Origin of the sequence: Sphingomonas sp. CFBP 8765 (assembly GCF_014841445.1) — a bacterium.
Taxonomy (GTDB): Bacteria; Pseudomonadota; Alphaproteobacteria; order Sphingomonadales; family Sphingomonadaceae; genus Sphingomonas; species Sphingomonas aerolata.
In genome coordinates this window covers 480,453-501,255 of the sequence record NZ_JACYTY010000003.1, presented here as the reverse complement: position 1 = coordinate 501,255, position 20,803 = coordinate 480,453, and the positions used below count along the sequence as shown (strand labels likewise).

Below are 20,803 nucleotides of genomic sequence, written 5' to 3'. Positions count from 1 at the left end.
GCTAGGCGGCGGCTTCGAGCCCGCGGGGCAGCTTGAAGGCGATCGTCTCGCGCGTCGTCTCGACCTCGCGCTCGGACACCTCGAACCGCTCGGCAAGGCGCGTGACGAGTTCGCGGACGAGCAGCTCGGGCGCGGACGCACCTGCGGTGATGCCGAGCGTGCCGACTCCGGCGAGGAAATCCCAGTCGAGTTCGCTGGCGCGCTGGATCAGCATCGCCGGCGTGCCCTCGCGCTGCGCGACCTCGACCAGCCGCACCGAATTGGACGAATTGGGCGCGCCGATCACCAGCATCGCGTCACACCCATGCGCGATCGCCTTGACTGCAGCCTGGCGGTTCGAGGTCGCGTAACAGATGTCCTCGCCACGCGGCGGCAGCATCTCGGGGAAGCGTCGCTGCAGCGTCGAGACGACCGCCGCGGTGTCGTCGACCGACAGCGTGGTCTGCGTCAGGAAGGCGAGATTGGCGGGGTCGATCGGCGCGAAAACTTCCGCATCCTCGACCGTTTCGATCAGCGACATCGCGCCCTCGGGCACTTGGCCGAAGGTGCCGATCACCTCGGGATGGCCGGCATGGCCGATGAACACGATGTGCTGCCCCTGCGCAACCAGCCGCTCGGCCTGGCGATGGACCTTTGAGACCAGCGGGCAGGTCGCATCGAGATATTCGAGCCCGCGCGCCTGCGCGTCGAGCGGCACCGATTTGGGAACGCCGTGCGCGGAGAACACCACCGGCGCATCGTCGGGCACCTCGCTCAGATCCTCGACGAACACCGCGCCCTGCGCCTTCAGCGTGTCGACGACAAACTTGTTGTGGACGATCTCGTGGCGGACATAGACCGGCGCGCCGTGCTTCTCGATTGCCAGCTCGACGATGCGGATCGCGCGGTCGACGCCGGCGCAGAAGCCGCGCGGCGCGGCGATCAGCAGTTCGAGCGCGGGTTTGTCGCCGCGCATGGCCGGCTCAGCGGCCGAGGTTGCGGGGTTTGCGATGGGCTCTGGGGGGATGCTCATAGTCGTCGGGCTCTACGCGATTGCTTGCCTGGACGAAAGCCGGTTCCTATGGTGCGCGGTGACAGGGGCCGGTGCGGTTGCGCAGGCCCTTTCGCTCGTTCGAGAAGGTACGCGTCCCCGTGAAAGCCCCCATCCTTGCCGCTTCGATCCTCGCGCTCGCCCTGGGCGGTTGCGCTTCCAAGGGAGAGATCGACGCGACCGGCGGCATCTCCGCGATCCGCACCGCGTGCCCGACCGTGGCGGTGCCCGCCGCGACCGGGGACATCACCGTGTTCGACCCCGTCACCAGTCGCGATCAGTCGGCGATCGACGTCACCGCGCTGATGACCAATGTCCGTTCGACCTGCGTCGACGCGAACGACCCGATCCTGACGAACGTGACGTTCACCGTCCAGGCGCGGCGTGCGCGGGCCGACGCGGCGCGCGACGTCGTGCTGCCCTATTTCGTGACCGTGGTGCGCGGCGGCAGCGCGGTCGTCGCCAAGCGCGTCGGCCGTGTGACGCTGCATTTCGATGCCGGCCAGCTGCGGGCGGAGGCGAATGCGCAGGGTACGGCAACGATCACGCGTGCGGCGGCGACGCTGTCGGCGGACGTGCGCGAGAAGCTGACGCGCAAGCGTAAGGCCGGCGACGAGGATGCGGCGGTCGATCCGCTGAGCACGCCCGAGGTGCGGCAGGCGGTACTGCGCGCCAGTTTCGAGACGCTGGTCGGGTTCCAGCTGACCGCCGACCAGCTGAAGTACAACGCCACCCGCTGAGTCACCACCATCCCGTCATCCTGACGAAAGTCCGGATCCAGAGCCAAGCTGCGGCCCGTGCGTGATCCTGGATCCTGACTTTCGTCAGGATGACGGGGCATGAGGCCGCCGCGATCGCAGCAAAAGAACGATCACGCCAAACCGCCGATTGACTAAGATTGTGCGGCGCGGCACAGCTTGACGCGTCGATGCCGGGCAACCGGCATGGCACCGCGCGGGAGAGCGTTTCCTGGTCCTTTGAGGATCGGCCCTGAAAGGGGCAGGGGGCCGCCGAAGGAGCAACCACCCCGGAATCTCTCAGGCACCAGAGACCGCGCGGGGCTGATCGACACTCTGGAAAGCGTCCTGGCGTCCGCGCCGAGGGCCACCGAAGGGGTAAGCCGCCAATCAGGCGGTGAAAGCTCTCAGGTTCCGTGACAGAGGGGGTCGGATCGCAGCACCATAGGGTGCCGCGCGCCCCTTCGACGGAGACCGACATGAGCGACGCCGATATTCGAGACTATGCCAGCATCATCGACGAGGCCGACGATTACGTCGAGCCCGAGGTGCTGCCGTTGCCGCTCGACGCGTGGCACCGCGCGAACGGCGCGCGGATGGTCGAATTCGCCGGCTATCAGATGCCGATCCAGTATGACGGCATCATGGCCGAACACGCCTGGACGCGCGAATCGGCCGGCCTGTTCGACGTCAGCCATATGGGCCAGCTCGTCTTTTCGGGCGAAGGCGTCGCGAGCGCGCTCGAAACCGTGCTGCCGGGCGACATCGCCGGGCTTGGCGAGGGCAAGATGCGCTATTCGCTGCTGCTTGCGCAGGATGGCGGCATCCTCGACGACCTGATGGCGACGCGCCTGCCCGACGATCAGCCCTCGCCCTTCTCCGCGCAGGACGTCGAGCCCGAGGCGTACGACCCGCTCCACCCGTCGCCGACCGCGAGCGGCAGCTTCTACGTCGTCGTCAACGGCGCGACCAAATATGACGATGTCAGCTATCTGATCGAGCATCTGCCCGACGACGTCACGATCAACATCCTCGAGGACCAGGCGCTGCTTGCGGTGCAGGGTCCCAAGGCGGTCGCGGCGGTTGCTCAGATTGTCCCCGGCATCGACGGCCTCGTGTTCATGACCGCGGGCGCGTTCCACTGGAACGACGTGCCGCTCTGGATCAGCCGATCGGGCTATACCGGCGAGGACGGCGTCGAGATCTCGATCCCCGCCGAGCACGCCGTCGCGTTCGCCGACGCGCTGCTCGCCCTTCCCGAGATCAAGCCGATCGGCCTTGGCGCACGCGATTCGCTGCGTCTCGAAGCCGGTTTGCCGCTCTACGGCCACGATCTCGATCCCGAGACCACGCCGGTGATGGCGGACCTCGGTTTCGCGTTGTCCAAGCGTCGCCGCGAAGCCGCCGACTTCCCCGGCGCCCAGCGTATCCTCTCGCAGCGCGAGAATGGCCCCGCCACCAAGCGCGTCGGCCTGATCGTCGAGGGACGCCAGCCCGCGCGCGAGGGGTCCGAGGTGATCGACGACACCGGCGCGACGATCGGTCGCCTCACCAGCGGCGGGTTCGCGCCGACGCTCGGGAAGCCGATCGCGATGGCCTATGTGCCGCTCGCGCTGGCGACGCCTGGCACCCGCATCGAGATCGCACAGCGCGGCAAGGTCCATAGCGCGACCGTCACCGCGATGCCCTTCATTCCCCACCGCTACGTCCGCGCAGGAGCCAAGTGATATGAGCCGTTATTTTACGCAGGATCACGAGTGGGTCGATGTCGACGGTGACGTCGGCACGGTCGGCATCAGCGAATACGCGCAGAGCCAGCTTGGCGACGTCGTGTTCGTCGAGGTTCCCGAGGCCGGCAAGCAGCTGACCAAGGGCGCCGATGCCGCGGTTGTCGAATCGGTCAAGGCCGCCTCGGACGTCTATTCGCCGGTGTCGGGCACCGTCATCGAGGGCAACACTGCGCTCGCCGACGATTCGAGCCTGGTGAATTCGGACGCCGAAGCCGCCGGCTGGTTCTTCAAGCTGACGCTCAGCGATCCGAGCGAGCTCGACAGCCTGATGGACGAAGCTGCCTACGCGGCGTTCGTCGAAGGGCTTTAATTCGTCAAAGCCCCTCCCCTTCAGGGGAGGGGTTGGGGTGGGGTAGTGCGACAGACGCGCCGCCTGTGGAAACGCCCCACCCCCGACCCCTCCCCTGAAGGGGAGGGGCAAGGAGACCAAAATGCGCTACCTTCCCCTGACCCAGCCCGACCGCGAGGCGATGCTTGCCGTCATCGGTGCCGCGACGATCGATGACCTCTTCGTCGACGTTCCCGAGGCCGCACGCCTCGACGGCCCCGTCCGCGACCTGCCGATGCATGCTTCCGAAATGGCGGTCGAACGTCACATGTCGGCGCTCGCCAAGAAGAACCTGACCGCAGGGGAAGCGCCGTTCTTCCTCGGCTGCGGCGCGTACAAGCATCACGTGCCCGCCAGCGTCGATCACCTGATCCAGCGCGGCGAGTTCCTGACCGCCTACACGCCCTACCAGCCCGAGATCGCGCAGGGCACGCTGCAGATGCTGTTCGAGTTCCAGACTCAGGTCGCGCGGCTGCTCGGCACCGACGTCGCCAATGCGTCGATGTACGACGGCTCGACCGCGTGCTGGGAAGCGATCGTGATGGCGCGGCGTATCACCAAGCGCGGCAAGGCGATCCTGTCGGCGGGGCTGCACCCGCATTACGTGTCGGTGTCGAACACGATGGCCAGGTTCACCGGCGACGTGCTTGATACGACCGACCCGCGGCTGGTGCCCGAGATGGACATCGACCGGCTGATCGCGAAGATCGACGACGACACGTCGTGCGTGGTCGTCCAGTATCCCGACATTCTCGGCCGCATCGCCGATCTGCGTCCGCTCGCGGATGCGTGCCATGCCAAGAAGGCGCTGCTGATCGCGGTCGTCACCGAGCCCGTCGCGCTCGGCGCGATCACCTCGCCCGGCGAGATGGACGCGGACATCGTCGTCGGCGAGGGGCAGTCGCTCGGCGTCGGCCTCCAGTTCGGCGGGCCCTATGTCGGCCTGTTCGGCTGCAAGGACAAATATGTCCGCCAGATGCCCGGCCGGCTTTGCGGCGAAACCGTCGACGCCGATGGCCGTCGCGGGTTCGTGCTGACTCTGTCGACGCGCGAACAGCATATCCGCCGCGAAAAAGCGACGTCGAACATCTGCACCAACTCGGGGCTCTGCGCGCTGGCCTTCTCGATCCACATGACGTTGCTGGGTGAAGCGGGACTGCGAGAGCTGGCCGAGATCAACCATGCGGGTGCCGTGGCCGCCGCCGAGCGCCTGTCGCAGATCCCCGGCGTCGAACTGATCAACGACAGCTTCTTCAACGAATTCACGCTGAAGTTGCCGGTTGAGGCGCGTCCAGTCGTCCGCACGCTCGCCGATCGCGGCATCCTCGCGGGTGTCTCGCTCGGGCGTCTCTATCCCGGCAAGGACGAGCTCGCGAACGGCCTCGTCATCGCCGTGACCGAAACGACCACCGCGGAAGACGTCGAAACGCTTGCGTCCGCACTATCCACCGTACTTGGGGAGATACTGGCATGAGCATCAACCAGAGCGGCTGGCGCCCGACCGCGCCCGAGCAGGGCAAGGGCAACGTCCCCGCCAGCGTCACCGGCAACAAGGCGCTGATGCTCGAGGAAGCGCTGATCTTCGAGATCGGCGACAGCCACACTACCGGCGTCGACTTCGCGACCGCGCCCGCACGTGCGACGACCAGCAAGCTCGGCCCGCTGGCACGCAAGGCCCCGATCGGCCTCCCCGGTCTTTCGGAACCCGAGACCGTCCGCCATTACACGCGCCTGTCGCGCCAGAATTACGGCATTGATCTCGGCTTCTTCCCGCTCGGCAGTTGCACGATGAAGCACAACCCGCGCCTCAACGAGAAGATGGCGCGGTTGCCCGGATTCTCCGACGTCCACCCGCTCCAGCCGGTCGACACCGTGCAGGGCGCGCTCGAGGTCATCCACCAGCTCGCGCACTGGCTCGTTACGCTCACCGGCATGACCAGCGTCGCGATGAGTCCGAAGGCCGGCGCGCACGGCGAACTCTGCGGGATCCTCGCGATCCGTGCCGCGCTCGAAGCCAAGGGTGAGGGGCACCGCAAGGTCATCCTCGTCCCCGAGAGCGCGCACGGTACCAATCCCGCCACCGCGGCATTCGCCGGCTATGGCGTCGAGGATATCCCCGCCACCGCCGAGGGTCGCGTCGACACCGAAGCGCTGAAGGCCCGGCTCGGCCCCGACGTCGCGGGCGTGATGATCACCAACCCCAACACCTGCGGGCTGTTCGAGCGTGACATGCGCGAGATTTCAGACGCGGTGCATGCGGCGGGCGGCTTCGTCTATTGCGACGGTGCGAACTTCAACGCGATCGTCGGTCGCGTTCGCCCGGGCGATCTCGGCATCGATGCGATGCACATCAACCTTCACAAGACCTTCTCGACCCCGCATGGCGGCGGCGGTCCGGGCTCGGGTCCGGTGGTGTTCTCGGCGGCGCTCACGCCCTATGCCCCGCTGCCCTTCGTCGAAAAGCAGGGCGAGACCTTCGTCCTCGTCGAGGAGGAAACCGCAGGCGAACACCATGCCGGCAGCTTCGGCCGCATGGTCGCGTTCCACGGCCAGATGGGCATGTTCACGCGCGCGCTGACCTACATCCTCAGCCACGGCGCCGACGGTCTGCGCCAGGTGTCGGAGGATGCGGTGCTCAACGCGAACTACATCCTGCGCAGCCTCGACGACACGCTCGACGCGCCGTTCGGCCCATCGGGTCCGTGCATGCACGAGGCGCTGTTCTCAGACTCGGGGCTCGCCGAGGGCTTCTCGACGATCGACGTCGCCAAGGGGCTGATCGACGAGGGCTTCCACCCGATGACGATGTACTTCCCGCTCGTCGTCCACGGCGCGATGCTGGTCGAGCCGACCGAGACCGAGTCGAAGGCGGCGCTCGACCAGTTCATCGCCGCGCTGCGCTCGGTCGCCGAACGCGCCAAGGCGGGCGACCCCAGCCTCAAGACCGCGCCGCACTTCGCCCCCCGCGCGCGCCTCGACGAGACGCTCGCGGCGCGCAAGCCCGTGCTGGTCTGGAAGGATCCCGTGCCGCTTGCGCAGGCGGCGGAGTAGGCCCCGAGCCAGCGACACCCCGGCTTTCCGAAACATGGCGGAGACGGAGCGCGCCCTACGCGCTCCGTCATCCCATCCGCTCCCGTCATCCTGACGAAAGTCAGGACCCAGGGTAACCGAGCGCTACCGTTTGTGACTCTGGGTCCTGACTTTCGTCAGGATGACGGAGATCACGTCAGTTCAGGCGATCGCGCGATCGGTTTCGTCCTGCCGGCGGACATGTTCGCGCCAGACGATGTAGAGGCCGCTCGCGACGATGACGGGGGCGCCGAACCAGGTCGCCTCGGCGGGCAGCGTGTCGAACACCAGCCAGCCGAGCAATGTCGCCCATAACAGGCTCGAATAATCCATCGGCACCACCACCGACACCGGCCCGAGCCGCAACGAGGTCGTCATCGCGATCTGCGCGAGGCCGCCGAAGACCCCGACGCTCGCAAGGCAGGCCCAGGTCACGAGATCATGCGACTCCGCTGCGCGCGCGTAGATCACCGACAGCGGCACCAGCGACAGCGCGGAGAACCAGAACACCGTCGTCAGCGCGCTCTCGGTCTTGCCGATCTGCCGGAGCAGGATCGACACGCTTGCCGTCCCGAACGCGCCCGCCAGCGCACAGCCCGCACCCCATAACGGAAAATGATCGCCGCTACCGGGCTGCGCGACGATCAGCACGCCCGCAAACCCCGCCGCCACCGCCGCCCAGCGATGCCAGCCGGTCGGCTCGCGCAGCACCAGCGCGCCAAGGATCGTGGCGAAGATCGGCACGGTGAAGCCGATCGTCGTCGCTTCCGCCAGCGGCAGCGCGACGATCCCGTTGAAGGTGAACGCCATCGCCGACAGCCCGACGACCGCGCGGATGACGTGCGCGGGCAGGCGCTTGGTCGCGATCGAGGGCAGGCCAGGCCCGGCGAGGATCACCCCGGACACCAGCAGGCACGCGCCGAACTGGCGGAAGAACAGGATCTCCGACACGCTCGCGCCGTGGCGTTCGGCCAGCTTGATCGCGGTGTTCATCAGCGCGAAGATCACGACCGACAGCAACCGCATGCCGATGGCGGGAAGGATGCGGTCCGAGGGCATGGCCTGCACCTACGCAAACCGCGCCCGCGATCCCACCCGAAACATCCGTCATCCTGACGAAAGTCAGGATCCAGAGCCAGAAGCGCTACGGGTGGTATCTTGGATCCTGACTTTCGTCAGGATGACGGCGGAGCGTGGGATCCACGCCGCAACGCATAGTGACGAACCCAGTCGCACCCGCTATCCGCGACGCCATGATAAAGCGCGCACTCCCCGTCACCCGAGAGGCGGATTTCTCCGCCTGGTACCAGGCCGTCATCACCGAGGCCGACCTCGCCGAGGAATCCGGCGTCCGCGGCTGCATGGTCATCCGCCCCTGGGGCTATGGCATCTGGGAGCGGATCCAGCGACTGCTCGACGACCGTATCAAGGCGACGGGGCATGAAAATTGCTATTTCCCGCTCTTCATCCCGCTCTCCTATTTCGAGAAGGAGGCCGAGCATGTCGACGGATTCGCCAAGGAAATGGCGGTCGTCACGCATCACCGGCTGAAGGCCGACGGCTATGGCCGGCTCGTGCCAGATCCCGACGCCAAGCTCGAGGAGCCGCTGGTTGTGCGCCCTACGTCGGAGATGGTCATCGGCGCCGCGTTCGCGCGCTGGGTCCAGTCGTGGCGCGACCTGCCCGTGCTGATCAACCAGTGGGCCAATGTCGTCCGCTGGGAAATGCGCACGCGCATGTTCCTGCGCACCAGCGAGTTCCTCTGGCAGGAGGGGCATACCGCGCACGCAACCGTCGACGAGGCGCGCGACGAGACGCTCAAGATGCTCGAAGTCTACCGCGACTTCGCCGAAGAGTGCCTCGGCCTCCACGTGATCGCGGGCGAGAAGCCCGAGAATGAGCGCTTCCCGGGCGCGGTCGCGACCTATTCGATCGAGGCGATGATGCAGGACGGCAAGGCGCTCCAGGCGGGCACCTCGCATTTCCTCGGCACCAATTTCGCCTCGGCGCAGAACATCCGCTTCCAGAACGCAGCTGGCGAGTTTGAGCTGGCCAACACAACCAGCTGGGGCGTGTCGACGCGGATGATCGGCGGCGTCATCATGGTTCACGGCGACGACGACGGCCTGCGCGTGCCGCCGATGATCGCGCCGTGGCAGGTGGTGATCGTGCCGATGCTGCGCGACAATCCCGACGACGCGGCGATCGTCGACTATTGCAAGTCGCTTCAGGCCGAACTCGCCAAGCAGTCCGCGCTCGGCGAGCCGGTCCGTGCGCTGCTCGATCGGAAACCCGCCAAGGCGGCGACCAAGCGCTGGGGCTGGGTCAAGAAGGGCGCACCGATCGTGATCGAGGTCGGCGGCCGCGACATGGCGGGCGGCAACGTCTCGGTCATCCGCCGCGACCGGCTCTACCGCGAGGACGGCAAGCTCGACAGCGTCGCCACCTCGCGCGATGCCTTTGTCGAAGCGGTGTCGGGCATGCTGGCGGACGTGCAGGGGGCGTTGCACGTCGAGTCGGTGGAGCGGCTGCGCGCCAACATCGTGCCGATCGACGACTTTGCGGCGCTCGAGACTCACTTTGCCGACGGCGTGAAGAACCCGGGCTGGGTCGATGTGCGCTGGGCGAAGCCGACGGGCGCGGCGCTCGACTCGGTTGTCGAGCGGTTGAAGGCGCTCAAGCTGACGATCCGCAACGCGCCGATCGGCCAGACCGGATGCGACGATGGCGCCTGCATCTTCACCGGTCAGCCCGCGGTCGAGCGTATCCTGATCGCCCGCGCCTATTGATCCTCCGGGACGCCCTCGTGAACCACGACGGCGTCCTCACGCTTTTCGGGACGGATATAGATCGAGGCGAGCATCGGCACCGCAGCGCGGAGCTCGCCTTCCATCGCCTCGATCATCGTCTCGCCTTCGCCCATCGTCAGCGTGTCGACGAAGTCCGCGCTGATCGCTGCGAAGATGCTGTCGGGCGCGGTGTGGATCGTCCGGACATGGTTCACCGCGGCGATCGCCGGGTGCGCCGCGACGATGCCGCGAATCGTCGCGATCACGGCAGAGTCCGCGCGCTCGCCGATCAGCAGCCCCTTCGATTCGCGTGCCAGGATCACCGCGACGAGCGCGAGGATCAGGCCGATCAGGATCGACGCGACGCCGTCGATCCGGGGGTCGGCAAAGGCGTGGCTGGCCCAGATGCCGAACCCGGCGATCAGCAGCCCCGCCAGCGCCGCCGAATCCTCGAACAGGACGATGAAGCCTGCCGGGTCCTTCGAGCGATGGATCGCGGTCCACCAGCCCGAATCCCCCTTGGACTTGGCGAATTCCCGGACCGCGATCGTCCAGCTCGTACCCTCGAGCAGCACCGCGACGCCCAGAACGATATAGGCGATGAGAGGGTCGGACAGCGGCTCGGGCCGCAGCATGTGCCGATACCCTTCATAGATCGACACGCCCGCGCCCACCGCGAAGATGAGGATCGCGACGACGAACGCCCAGAAATAGAGCTCGCGGCCATAGCCGAACGGGTGGGCCGCATCCGCCGGCTGCTTCGCCCGCGATTGGCCGTACAGCAGCAGGATCTGATTGCCGCTGTCGACCAGCGAATGGACACCCTCGGTCAGCATCGAGGACGACCCGGTCAGCCCCGCGGCGACGAATTTTGCGACGGCAATGCCCAGATTGGCGGCAAGCGCCCCGTAAAGGACGATATCGTCCTTGATCTTGTTGAGAATTCCATCGGCCATACCGCCTCCTAGGCGAGGACGGGGGCGTCGGCCAGACGCGGAAAAGCCCATCGATGCCTGTGCACCAATGGGCCCTTTTCCTCCCCAGGAAATCGCTCGGTCCGACGTGCGCGCTTCTCAGCGAAATGCCCGTCGAACGGTGGCGGTCAGCCGAGCCGGCCGAGCCGGTGATAGAGCGCGCTGAGGCGGCTCAGCTTGACGTCGTCGACCGAAACCTTGGTGATCAATTCCCCGATCGCTTCCTTGAGCAATTCGAAATCTGCGGTCGAGAAAACGGCGCGGGCGCGCATTGGTTCGGTCGTCATGCCCATCTCCTTCATGGCGAATGTGTCTCCCCGTTTACAAACTCGAGCAACCGGGGCGACGATAGCAGCATAAAGCCTGAGGTTTGCGGGGTTTGGAAGGGTGAGCGGCAGCCTGGCCGGGTTGTGCTGTCGTTGGGCGTTGCGCGGACCCTGTCTGTCTGTAACTATCGTGACAAAGACGGGGAGGCGGAATGGCTGAGCGCAAATTACTGGCAGGGCACGCGATCAGGCGGCTGCGGCGCGGTGCCGGACTGACCCAGGCAGCGATGGCGGAGATGCTCTCGATCAGCCCGAGCTACCTTAATCTGGTCGAGCGCAACCAGCGGCCGATTTCCGCAACGCTATTGATCAAACTGGCGGAAAGCTTCGACTTCGATCCGCGGACCCTGGCGGCGGCCGAACCGGGCGGCGGTTCGGAGGCGATCCGCCGTCGTCTGGCGCACCCCATGTTCGCCGACCTGGCGATCGACCGCAACGAGGTCGAGGAATGGCTGGCCAGCGCGCCCGGTGGTGCCGAGGCCTTTGCGCGCGTGTTCGACCGGATGGGAGAGGGGGATGGTGCGATTGCGCCATCCGACGACCCGGTCGCACTGGTGCGCCGCGAGATCGAGCGGTGGCGGAATCACTTTGCCGATCTCGACGCCGCCGCCGAAGCGCTGGCGGACGAGCTGCGGCTGGGTGCCGGCGACCTTTACGGGGCGATCACCGAGCGCCTACGCGCCAAACACGGCATCACGATCCGCGTCCTGCCTGCCGACGTGCTGCCCGACACGCTGCGGCGGCTCGATCTCCATGCCCGCCAGCTGCAACTGAGCGAGGTGCTCGACCCCGCCTCACGGACGTTCGCGGTCGCGTTCCAGCTCGGCCAGATCGAGGCACAGGCCGAGATCGATGCGCTGGCCAAGGCCGCAGGCTTCACCGACCGGGCCGCCGAGCGACTGTACCGACGCCATCTGCTTAGCTATTTCGCGGCGGCGGTGATGATGCCCTATGCGCGGTTCCTGCGCGGCTGCGAGGCGACCGGCTACGATATCGAGCTGCTGCAGCGACGGTTTGGCGCAGGGTTCGAGCAGGTCGCGCACCGGCTGACGACGTTGCAGCGGGTGGGCGCGCGGGGGCTTCCCTTCTTCATGATCCGGATCGACCGCGCCGGGCAGGCGTCGAAGCGCTATCCCGGCGCGAGCGGCGCGGCACTGGTCGAGGCGGAGGGCCGGTGCCCGCTGTGGCAACTCCATCACGCGTTCGATCGTCCGGGGGACCTGGTGGTGCAGCTGGTCGAGATGGAGGACGGAGCGCGCTGGCTGACGATGGCGCGGACGGTGCGTCCGCAGGGGCGCCGCTTCGGTACGGTGCGTGCCGAGTTTGCAATCGGACTGGGAGTCGAGGCGGCACTCGCGCGCGGGCTGGTCGCTGCGAGCGGTATCGATCTGACGGGCGCGGCCATGCCGATCGGCATTGGCTGTCGCGGATGCTTCCGCGCGGATTGCCCGCAGCGCTCGGCAGCTCCCGCAGGCCGGGCTTTGATCGTCAACGAACGCGAGCGTCGCACCTCGGCCCTGACGTTCGTCGGCGACTGAACGGCCGATACGGCTGGACGCGCCAGGAATGCGACAGGACGCATGTGATGCGACGAAAATCCGCCTCGGCGATGCGTCCGAATTCGCCGCCGACCGTTCATAGCGGGTTCGCGCCTCACGCGTCCCGACCTGCCCAGGCGGACCGATCGTGAGCCGACCCTGAATTTGTGTATGGGGTTTCCATTGTTCGCACCGCCATTGATCAGACGCCCCGCTGCGGGGATCGTTCTGATCGTCGAAGATCATCTGCTTGTTCAAATCACCGCAACGGCGCGGATCGAGGACGCCGGACTGTCGACGCTCGTCGCAGGCGATGCGGACGAGGCGATGGCGATTCTGACGTCGCGTGACGATGTCGCGGCGGTATTCACCGATATCGACATGCCGGGCTCGATGGACGGACTGGCCCTCGCCGCGATCATCCGCCGGCGCTGGCCGCAGATCCAGGTCGTCGTCACGTCCGGCCAGCGGCCGAGCAAAGCCGCAGGTCTGCCCGACGGCGTCGCCTTCTTTCAGAAACCCTACGACTATTCGAACCTGGTGAACCATTTCCGCTGAGGCATAGACCGCGCCCGGTCACCCGGGCGCGGGACGCATCACGCCCCCGCCAGAGTCAACGCCGAAAGCTGCGCATCCGAAAGCTCCAGCGTCATCGCGGGCAGCAGATCCTCGATCTGACGCGCGCTGGTCGCACTCGCGATCGGTGCGGTGATCCCGGGTTGTGCCAGGAGCCACGCGAGCGCGACCTGCGCGTGGCTGGCGCCCGTGTCAGAGACGACCGCATCCATCGCCTCGAGGACCGCCTTGCCCTTTCCGTCGAGGAGGTCGCGCATGCCACCGCCGCGAACGCTTGCGCCCAGATCGTCGGGCGTGCGGTATTTGCCGGTGAGGAAGCCCGATGCGAGACCGTAATAGGGAAGAACGCCAATATTTTCGGTCACGCAGTAATCCTGCAATTCGCCTTCGAACTTGTCGCGGCTGACGAGATTATATTCGGGCTGGAGGACATGATAGCGCGGCAGGTCGCTGGCCTTTGCGGCGTCCACCGCGGATTTCAGGCGTGCGGCGTGGAAGTTCGACACGCCGATCACGCGCACCTTCCCGGCATCGACGAGCTTACCGAAGGCCTCGAGGACAGCCTCCTGCGGCACCGTGTCGTCATCCTGATGCGCGTAATAGAGATCGATGCGATCCGTGCCGAGACGCCTGAGCGATGCTTCGGCCGCTGCCGCGATACGCGCCGGCTGGAGCTTTTCGCCACCTTCACCCGGCAACATGCCGACCTTGGTCGCGATCAGTACGTCATCGCGCCTGCCGCTAGTCCGCAGCCAGTCGCCGATCATCGTTTCGGATTCGCCACCCTCATGGCCGTCTACCCATGACGAATACATGTCGGCAGTGTCGATCATCGTCCCGCCACCCGCGACGAACGCGTCGAGGACCGCAAAGCTGGCGGTCTTGTCCGCTGTCCATCCGAACACATTCCCCCCGAGAACGAGGGGGGCGATCTTGAGATCGGTCGAGCCGAGGCGGCGATTCATCATTGAGGCTGGTCGCTTTGCGAAGAGGAAGGGGACGGTGTCGTGCCGTTGGCCGTCGAGTTGCCAACAGGGGGTAGGCCGTCGGGGCGCATGCTGTTCGCGTCGAGCATGGTCGCGGCATCGTTGAGTTGCGCTGCCTCGTCCCGCGTGACCGCGCCGGGGTGTTCCGGAGTCTGGGAACAGGCGCCCAGCAGGGCGAGCGACAGAACCGCCCCGAGCCGGCCGCCAGACGGGAGTCCCGTTGATAGTCCTCGTCCGGACCAGACAGGCCGGGAGCGCAAGACCATCGACCGGATCGCGGTCGGACGACGCGGTGCGGGGCGATCCGTGACGGGGATTAGTCCTTGATCGCGTTGCCGGCGCGGGTCAGTGCGTTACCCGTGGCGTCTGCTGCGCGATCGGCACTGTTGTTGATCGCAGCACCCGCACGGTCTGCATTGGCCTCTGCGCGCTCACCGGCGCGGTCGGCACTGGCGTCAAGACGGTCAGCGGCGTTGTCCATGCGCGCACCGGCATTGTCGAGCGATGCTTCAGCCGAGCCGAGCGCACGATCGCTGGCGGCATCGACATCGGCAACCGCATTCTGGGTCGTTGCGCTTGCGTCGGCCGCGATGGCGTTCGCCGCTTCCGCGGTCTCGTTCTGCGCATTGTTGCTGCACGCTGCGAGGCCGGCCGTCAGGACCAGCGCGGGGATCAGAAACTTCTTCATGAATAACACTCCCATCATCAAATTCGGCGTCGATCCGGACGGACCTGGCGCTTGTGAGCCGGATGCTTTCCAGTTCATCGCGTGTTCGAACGCGGACCAAGCGTTTCCGATCCGTCGACGTTGGGACGACCCTGGGGCCAGCATTCCTCCAGCGACACGCGACGGCCTGCGTTGACCTCATATAAAGAATTCTTTATATGACTGCCCATGACGATGGCGCTCGAAATCTTCCGTGCGATGGCGGATGCGACCCGATTGCGTATTCTCGCGCTTCTGCGTCGCATGGAGCTGTCGGTTGGCGAACTCGCGCAGGTGCTCGGGCAGAGCCAGCCGCGCGTGTCGCGCCATGTGAAGATCCTGTGCGATGCCGGTCTGGCGGAGCGTCGCAAGGAGGGCAGCTGGGTATTCGTCGGCGTGGGGCGCAGCGATGTCGTCGATCCGGTCGCTGCTGCTCTCGATAGCTGGGCCAGGGCAGAACCCGATCACTGGGCGGTTGCCGACGCGGCACGGCTTGCTGCAGTACGCGCCGATCGGGCGGCGAGCGCGGCGGCGTGGTTCGAGGGGCATGCCGACGAATGGGATGCGATCCGTTCGCTGCACGTCGCCGAAAGCGAGGTCGAGGCGGCGATGGCGGCGATGCTCGGCGATGCGCGGGTTGGTACGCTGATCGACATCGGCACGGGGACGGGTCGGATGCTCGAGCTGTTCGGTGGACATGCCCGTCTCGCGCTGGGAATCGATCGTAGTTCGGAGATGCTGCGTCTGGCGCGCGCCAAGCTGCACGACATGGCGCATGCCGAATTACGGCAGGCGGATCTGTACGCGCTGCCGCTCGACGACGGGGCGGCGGACGTCGCGATCCTGCATCACGTGCTCCATTTCGCACAGCAGCCGGGCGCCGCGGTCCGCGAGGCGGCACGCGTGCTGGCGCCGGGCGGGCGGTTGCTGATCGCGGATTTCGCGAGCCACGACCGCGAGGAATTGCGGTTGAGCGATGCGCATACGCGTCTCGGCTTTGCCGACGATCAGATGACGGCTTGGTTCGACGCGGCCGGTTTGCAGACCGCGCGCGTCGAGACGCTCGAGGGCGGTGAGCTGACGGTGAAATTATGGCTCGGCCGCAGGATTGGCCTGAGTTTGCGTGAGGTGAAGGCGGCATGACGACAATCACTATTCCCCAACTGGCCGAGGCGCGTCGTGCGCTCGAAGAACCTCTTTTCGCCGACCTGGCGGGCGACGTGGGGATCAGCTTCGAATTCTTTCCGCCGAAAAGCGACAAGATGGACGCCCAGCTGTGGGACGCGATCCGCACGCTGGAGCCGCTCGGTCCCGATTTCGTGTCGGTGACCTATGGCGCGGGCGGGTCGACGCGCGAGCGGACGCACGCGACCGTTGCGCGGATCCAGCGCGAGACGTCGATGAACGCCGCCGCACACCTGACCTGCGTCGAGGCGACCAAGGCCGAGATCGATCAGGTTGCCGAGGAATATTGGGCAGCCGGCGTACGGCACATCGTCGCCCTGCGCGGCGACATGCCGACGCTGGGTCAGCCCTATCAGGCGCATCCCGGCGGGTATGAGAATGCGGCCGCGCTGGTCGCCGGACTGGCACGGCTGCATCCGTTCGAGATTTCGGTCGCGGCCTATCCCGAATGCCACCCCGAATCCGGCGGGCATGACGTCGATCTCGACAACCTGAAGCGCAAGCTCGATGCGGGCGCGACGCGGGCGATCACGCAGTTCTTCTTCTCGCCCGAAGCCTATTTCCGGTTCCGCGACCGGGTCGCCGCAGCCGGAATCACCGCGCAGATCCTCCCGGGTATCCTCCCGGTCTCGAACGTCGCGCAGACGCGCAAATTCGCGAACGCGTGCGGGGCGGAGATTCCGGCCTGGATGGATCGGCTGTTCGAGGGGCTCGACGATCATCCGGCGGCCCGACAGCTGGTTGCGGCGACGATCGCGGCCGAGATGTGCCGGCGGCTCTATGCCGGGGGCGTGAAGGATTTCCACTTCTACACGCTCAACCGCGCCGAACTCGCCTATGCTATCTGTCACATGCTCGGCGTCCGCGCGAAGCCGAGCGAAAAGGTCGCCGCGGCGTAATTCATCCCCCCTCCCGCAAGCGGGAGGGGCCGGGGGTGGGCTCGCGTTCGCCCCCAAAGATACCGCCCGAGGATAGCGGGCGCCCACCCCCGACCCCTCCCGCTTGCGGGAGGGGGGAGTCCAATCGATGACACCACGTGAACGTTTCAACGCGGAAGCCGCCAAGCGCATCCTGATCACCGACGGCGCGTTCGGCACCGAGATCCAGAACTGGAAGCTCGACGAGGCGGCCTATGCGGGCGACCTCGGGCTCAGCCACGACCAGAAGGGCAACAACGACATTCTGGCGATCACCAGGCCGGACGTGCCCCAGACGATCACGCGCGAATATCTCGACGCGGGCTCGGACATCGTCTCGACCAACACGTTCAGCGCGAACATCATCAGCCAGGCGGATTACGGTGCCGAGCATCTGGTCCGCGCGATCAACGTCGAAAGCGCGAAGATCGCACGGGCGCTCGCGACCGAATATGAAGCAAAGGACGGCCGGCCGCGGTTCGTGGCGGGTGCGATCGGGCCGACCAACAAGACGCTGTCGCTGTCCCCCGACGTCAACGATCCGGGCTATCGGGAGATCGACTTCGATTATCTGAAGGGCGTCTACCGCGAACAGATCGACGCGTTGCTCGAAGGCGGCGAGGGGGTCGGGGTCGACTTCATCCTGATCGAGACGGTGTTCGATACGCTCAACGCCAAGGCCGGAATCATGGCCGCGATCGAGGCGGGCGACGATCTCGGGCGCGACGTGCCGATCATGTTGTCGATGACGCTGACCGATCTGTCGGGCCGAAACCTGTCGGGGCACACGGTCGAGGCGTTCTGGCACGCGGTGCGGCATGCCAAGCCGATCACGATCGGGCTCAACTGCTCGTTCGGTGCGGAGCAGCTGCGGCCGCATGTGAAGACCCTGTCCGGCATCGCCGACACGCTGATCATGATCTACCCGAACGCCGGGCTGCCCAACGAACTCGGCGAATATGACGAGATGCCGGCGACGACCGCCGGGCTGGTCGGCGAATGGGCGGTGGCCAAGCAGGTCAACGTGCTCGGCGGCTGCTGTGGCTCGACCCCTGCGCATATCAAGGCGATGGCCGACGGTGTGCGCGGGCTGGAACCGCGCGCAGTCTCGCGGCCCGAGGTGCGGACCAAGCTCGCCGGGCTCGAACCGTTCACGATGGCGGCATAATCACTGCTCCCTCTCCCCTGTGGGGAGAGGGCCNGGGGGCCAGAAGAAATGAACCGATGACCACTCCCTCCTCCACGTCCTTCGTCAACATCGGCGAGCGAACCAACGTCACCGGCTCGGCCCGCTTCAAGAAGCTGATCATGGCGGGCGACTATCCCGCCGCGGTCGAGGTCGCGCGCCAGCAGGTCGAGAGCGGCGCGCAGGTGCTCGACGTCAACATGGACGAGGGGTTGCTCGACGCGCACCACGCGATGACGACGTTCCTGAAGCTAATCGCCGCCGAACCCGACATCGCGCGCATCCCGTTCATGGTCGACAGCTCGAAATGGAGCGTGATCGAGGCGGGACTGAAGTGCGTTTCGGGCAAGCCGATCGTCAATTCGATCAGCATGAAGGAGGGCGAGGAGCAGTTCCTTGCCCAAGCGCGCAAGTGCATGGCCTATGGCGCCGCGGTGGTCGTGATGGCGTTCGACGAGGTCGGACAGGCTGACACCAAGGACCGCAAGGTCGAGATCTGCGAGCGCGCCTACAAGCTGCTCGTCGGCATCGGCTTCCCGCCCGAGGATATCATCTTCGATCCCAACGTCTTCGCTGTCGCGACGGGGATCGAGGAGCACGACAATTACGGCGTCGACTTCATCGAGGCGTGCCGCGAGATCAAGGCGCGCTGCCCGCACGTCCATATCTCGGGCGGGTTGTCGAACTTCAGCTTCTCGTTCCGCGGCAACGAGCCCGTGCGCCGCGCGATGCACAGCGTGTTCCTCTATTACGCGATCCCCGCGGGCATGGACATGGCGATCGTCAACGCCGGCCAGCTCGACATCTATGACGACATCGACCCCGAGCTGCGTCAGGCGGTCGAGGACGTCGTGCTCAACAAGGATCCCGAAGCGGGTGAGCGGCTCGTCCAGCTCGCCGAACGCTATCGCGGCACCGACGTCGTCGCCGAGAAGGCGGCGGCCGAATGGCGTTCGCTGGGCGTCAACAAGCGGCTCGAATATGCGCTGGTCAAGGGCATCGACCTGCACGTCGTCGAGGATACCGAGGAAGCGCGGCTGATCATCGACGGCAATGGCGGTCGTCCGATCGAGGTGATCGAAGGTCCTCTGATGGACGGCATGAACGTCGTCGGCGACCTGTTCGGCAGCGGCAAGATGTTCCTCCCGCAGGTCGTGAAATCGGCGCGCGTGATGAAGAAGGCGGTCGCGCATTTGCTGCCTTACATCGAGGCGGCCAAGGAGCCCGGCGCGCGCGGCAAGGGCAAGATCATCATGGCGACGGTCAAGGGCGACGTGCATGACATCGGCAAGAACATCGTCGGCGTGGTCCTGCAGTGCAACGGGTTCGACGTGGTCGATCTGGGCGTCATGGTCCCGTGGTCGAAGATCCTCGAGGCCGCGAACGAGAATGACGCGGACATGATCGGGCTGTCGGGCCTCATCACGCCGAGCCTCGACGAGATGGTGACGGTCGCCGAGGAGATGAAGCGCGCAGGCATGACGATGCCGCTGCTGATCGGCGGCGCGACCACGTCGAAAGTGCATACTGCGCTCAGGATTGCGCCCGCCTATGACGGCCCGGTGGTGCACGTGCTCGATGCGAGCCGCGCGGTGGGTGTCGCGTCGACGCTGGTCAGCGACACGATCCGCGACGAGTTCGTGACCAAGACCGCGGACGAATATGAAGCGGTGAGGGTGGCGCGTGCCAACAAGGGTCAGAGCGAGCTTATCCCGATCGAGACGGCGCGCGAGCGTGGGTTCGTCGCGGACTTCGCGTTGAAGCCCGGGGCGCCCGCGAAGCCCGGCGTGCATGTGTTCGCGGACTGGGACCTGACCGACCTGCGCGACTATATCGACTGGACGCCGTTCTTCCGCGCCTGGGAGCTGGCGGGCAACTTCCCGGCGATCCTGACCGACGAGGTCGTCGGCGAGAGCGCGAGTTCGCTCTATGCGGATGCGCAGGCGATGCTCGACACGATCGTCGCGGAGAAATGGCTGACGCCGCGCGGGGTCGTGGGGCTGTGGCCGGCGCGGCGCGAGGGGGACGATGTGGTCGTCTCGCACACGCGCGGCCACGACATGCCGCACGAGGACGTGCGCCTGCCGATGCTGCGCCAGCAGATTTCGAAGCGCGAGGGGCGCGCCAACATGTGCCTCGCCGATTTCGTCGATCCTGCGGGCGACTGGTTCGGTGGGTTCGCAGTCGGTATCCACGGGATCGACGCGCATATCGCGCGGTTCAAGGCGGGGCATGACGATTACAACGACATCCTGCTGAAGGCGCTCGCCGATCGCTTCGCCGAAGCCTTTGCCGAACGCCTGCACAAGCATGTCCGTCAGGAGCTGTGGGGTTATGCACCCGAGGAACAGCTGACCAACGACGCGCTGATCAAGGAACAGTATCGCGGCATCCGCCCGGCGCCGGGCTATCCCGCATGTCCCGATCACAGCCTGAAGCCGATCTTGTTCGACCTGCTCGATGCCGAGACCGCGACCGGGCTTGAACTGACCGAGAGCTTCGCGATGTTCCCGACCGCGGCCGTCTCGGGCTTTTATTTCGGCCACCCGCAGGCGGAGTATTTCGGTGTCGCCCGCGTCGGTCGCGACCAGCTGGAAGACTATGCGGCGCGCCGCGGCGTCGACCTGCCGATCGCGGAGCGCTGGCTGCGGCCGAACCTGGACTGA

General features: G+C 66.5%; 18 protein-coding genes and 2 riboswitches. Of the genes, 12 read left to right on the top strand and 6 right to left on the bottom strand.

The genetic code is table 11. The features are described from left to right. Position 1: 1 nt before the first annotated feature. Complete coding sequence (ispH, locus tag IFT87_RS10890; protein ID WP_192008441.1) at positions 2 to 955, bottom strand: 4-hydroxy-3-methylbut-2-enyl diphosphate reductase; 954 nt, start codon at positions 953 to 955, stop codon at positions 2 to 4. Between the two features lie 176 nt (positions 956 to 1,131). Here ispH and IFT87_RS10885 point away from each other — a divergent pair, with 176 nt between their 5' ends. The 5 genes from IFT87_RS10885 to gcvPB all read left to right on the top strand — a co-directional run bounded on the left by IFT87_RS10885 (position 1,132) and on the right by gcvPB (position 6,936). Next, the gene (locus tag IFT87_RS10885) at positions 1,132 to 1,770 is read left to right on the top strand and encodes a hypothetical protein (protein ID WP_234387500.1); all 639 of its coding nucleotides are present in this window, start codon (positions 1,132 to 1,134) and stop codon (positions 1,768 to 1,770) included. Between the two features lie 205 nt (positions 1,771 to 1,975). Further along, positions 1,976 to 2,094, top strand: a riboswitch (glycine riboswitch). Between the two features lies 1 nt (position 2,095). After that, positions 2,096 to 2,200, top strand: a riboswitch (glycine riboswitch). A 46-nt stretch (positions 2,201 to 2,246) separates the two neighbouring features. Next, the gene (gene gcvT / locus IFT87_RS10880; protein WP_084215198.1) at positions 2,247 to 3,494 is read left to right on the top strand and encodes a glycine cleavage system aminomethyltransferase GcvT; all 1,248 of its coding nucleotides are present in this window, start codon (positions 2,247 to 2,249) and stop codon (positions 3,492 to 3,494) included. Position 3,495: 1 nt separating this feature from the next. Beyond that, positions 3,496 to 3,867, top strand: coding sequence for a glycine cleavage system protein GcvH (gcvH, locus tag IFT87_RS10875; protein WP_037530350.1), 372 nt, complete (start codon positions 3,496 to 3,498; stop codon positions 3,865 to 3,867). Between the two features lie 121 nt (positions 3,868 to 3,988). After that, entirely contained in the window at positions 3,989 to 5,359 is a 1,371-nt protein-coding gene (gene gcvPA, locus IFT87_RS10870; RefSeq protein ID WP_192008439.1) for an aminomethyl-transferring glycine dehydrogenase subunit GcvPA, read from the top strand. After that, positions 5,356 to 6,936, top strand: a complete 1,581-nt coding sequence (gene gcvPB, locus IFT87_RS10865) for an aminomethyl-transferring glycine dehydrogenase subunit GcvPB (RefSeq protein WP_192008437.1) — start codon at positions 5,356 to 5,358, stop codon at positions 6,934 to 6,936. Before gcvPA ends, gcvPB begins: the two co-directional genes overlap by 4 nt. Positions 6,937 to 7,116: 180 nt before the next feature. Here gcvPB and IFT87_RS10860 read toward each other — a convergent pair whose 3' ends face one another. Continuing rightward, entirely contained in the window at positions 7,117 to 8,013 is an 897-nt protein-coding gene (locus IFT87_RS10860; RefSeq protein WP_031441602.1) for a DMT family transporter, read from the bottom strand. A gap of 194 nt (positions 8,014 to 8,207) precedes the next feature. Between IFT87_RS10860 and IFT87_RS10855 the strand changes: the two genes are divergently transcribed. Further along, the gene (locus IFT87_RS10855; RefSeq protein WP_037530527.1) at positions 8,208 to 9,743 is read left to right on the top strand and encodes an aminoacyl--tRNA ligase-related protein; all 1,536 of its coding nucleotides are present in this window, start codon (positions 8,208 to 8,210) and stop codon (positions 9,741 to 9,743) included. Here the strand turns inward: IFT87_RS10855 and IFT87_RS10850 are convergent. Both IFT87_RS10850 and IFT87_RS10845 read right to left on the bottom strand, forming a co-directional pair. Continuing rightward, a complete protein-coding gene (locus IFT87_RS10850) occupies positions 9,737 to 10,699 on the bottom strand; it encodes a cation diffusion facilitator family transporter (protein WP_037530517.1) in 963 nt (320 codons plus the stop codon). The two genes, IFT87_RS10855 and IFT87_RS10850, sit on opposite strands and share 7 nt — an antisense overlap. A 146-nt stretch (positions 10,700 to 10,845) precedes the next feature. Then, complete coding sequence (locus IFT87_RS10845; protein WP_166746134.1) at positions 10,846 to 11,004, bottom strand: hypothetical protein; 159 nt, start codon at positions 11,002 to 11,004, stop codon at positions 10,846 to 10,848. A gap of 191 nt (positions 11,005 to 11,195) precedes the next feature. Here IFT87_RS10845 and IFT87_RS10840 point away from each other — a divergent pair, with 191 nt between their 5' ends. Together IFT87_RS10840 and IFT87_RS10835 are read left to right on the top strand one after the other, a co-directional pair. Continuing rightward, positions 11,196 to 12,581 (top strand): helix-turn-helix domain-containing protein, encoded by a 1,386-nt coding sequence (locus IFT87_RS10840; protein WP_192008435.1) that lies wholly within the window; start codon positions 11,196 to 11,198, stop codon positions 12,579 to 12,581. 171 nt (positions 12,582 to 12,752) lie between these two features. Beyond that, complete coding sequence (locus IFT87_RS10835; RefSeq protein ID WP_056674482.1) at positions 12,753 to 13,139, top strand: response regulator; 387 nt, start codon at positions 12,753 to 12,755, stop codon at positions 13,137 to 13,139. Positions 13,140 to 13,177: 38 nt separating this feature from the next. On the opposite strand, the gene IFT87_RS10830 is transcribed toward IFT87_RS10835, so the two are convergent. Then, positions 13,178 to 14,125: an aldo/keto reductase gene (locus tag IFT87_RS10830; RefSeq protein WP_037530520.1), complete on the bottom strand. Its 948-nt coding sequence runs from the start codon at positions 14,123 to 14,125 to the stop codon at positions 13,178 to 13,180. Between the two features lie 334 nt (positions 14,126 to 14,459). Further along, positions 14,460 to 14,831: a hypothetical protein gene (locus tag IFT87_RS10825; RefSeq protein ID WP_031396521.1), complete on the bottom strand. Its 372-nt coding sequence runs from the start codon at positions 14,829 to 14,831 to the stop codon at positions 14,460 to 14,462. 207 nt (positions 14,832 to 15,038) lie between these two features. Here IFT87_RS10825 and IFT87_RS10820 point away from each other — a divergent pair, with 207 nt between their 5' ends. From IFT87_RS10820 to metH, 4 genes are all read left to right on the top strand, one after another. Next, a complete protein-coding gene (locus IFT87_RS10820; RefSeq protein WP_037530525.1) occupies positions 15,039 to 15,992 on the top strand; it encodes an ArsR/SmtB family transcription factor in 954 nt (317 codons plus the stop codon). Then, positions 15,989 to 16,933, top strand: coding sequence for a methylenetetrahydrofolate reductase [NAD(P)H] (gene metF, locus IFT87_RS10815; protein WP_056406088.1), 945 nt, complete (start codon positions 15,989 to 15,991; stop codon positions 16,931 to 16,933). The genes IFT87_RS10820 and metF overlap by 4 nt, the downstream gene beginning before the upstream one ends. A 127-nt stretch (positions 16,934 to 17,060) precedes the next feature. Continuing rightward, positions 17,061 to 18,119 (top strand): homocysteine S-methyltransferase family protein, encoded by a 1,059-nt coding sequence (locus tag IFT87_RS10810; RefSeq protein WP_031396518.1) that lies wholly within the window; start codon positions 17,061 to 17,063, stop codon positions 18,117 to 18,119. Positions 18,120 to 18,175: 56 nt separating this feature from the next. Further along, positions 18,176 to 20,803 carry a methionine synthase gene (gene metH, locus IFT87_RS10805; protein ID WP_037529937.1) on the top strand — a complete coding sequence of 876 codons (2,628 nt, stop codon included), beginning with the start codon at positions 18,176 to 18,178 and terminating at the stop codon, positions 20,801 to 20,803.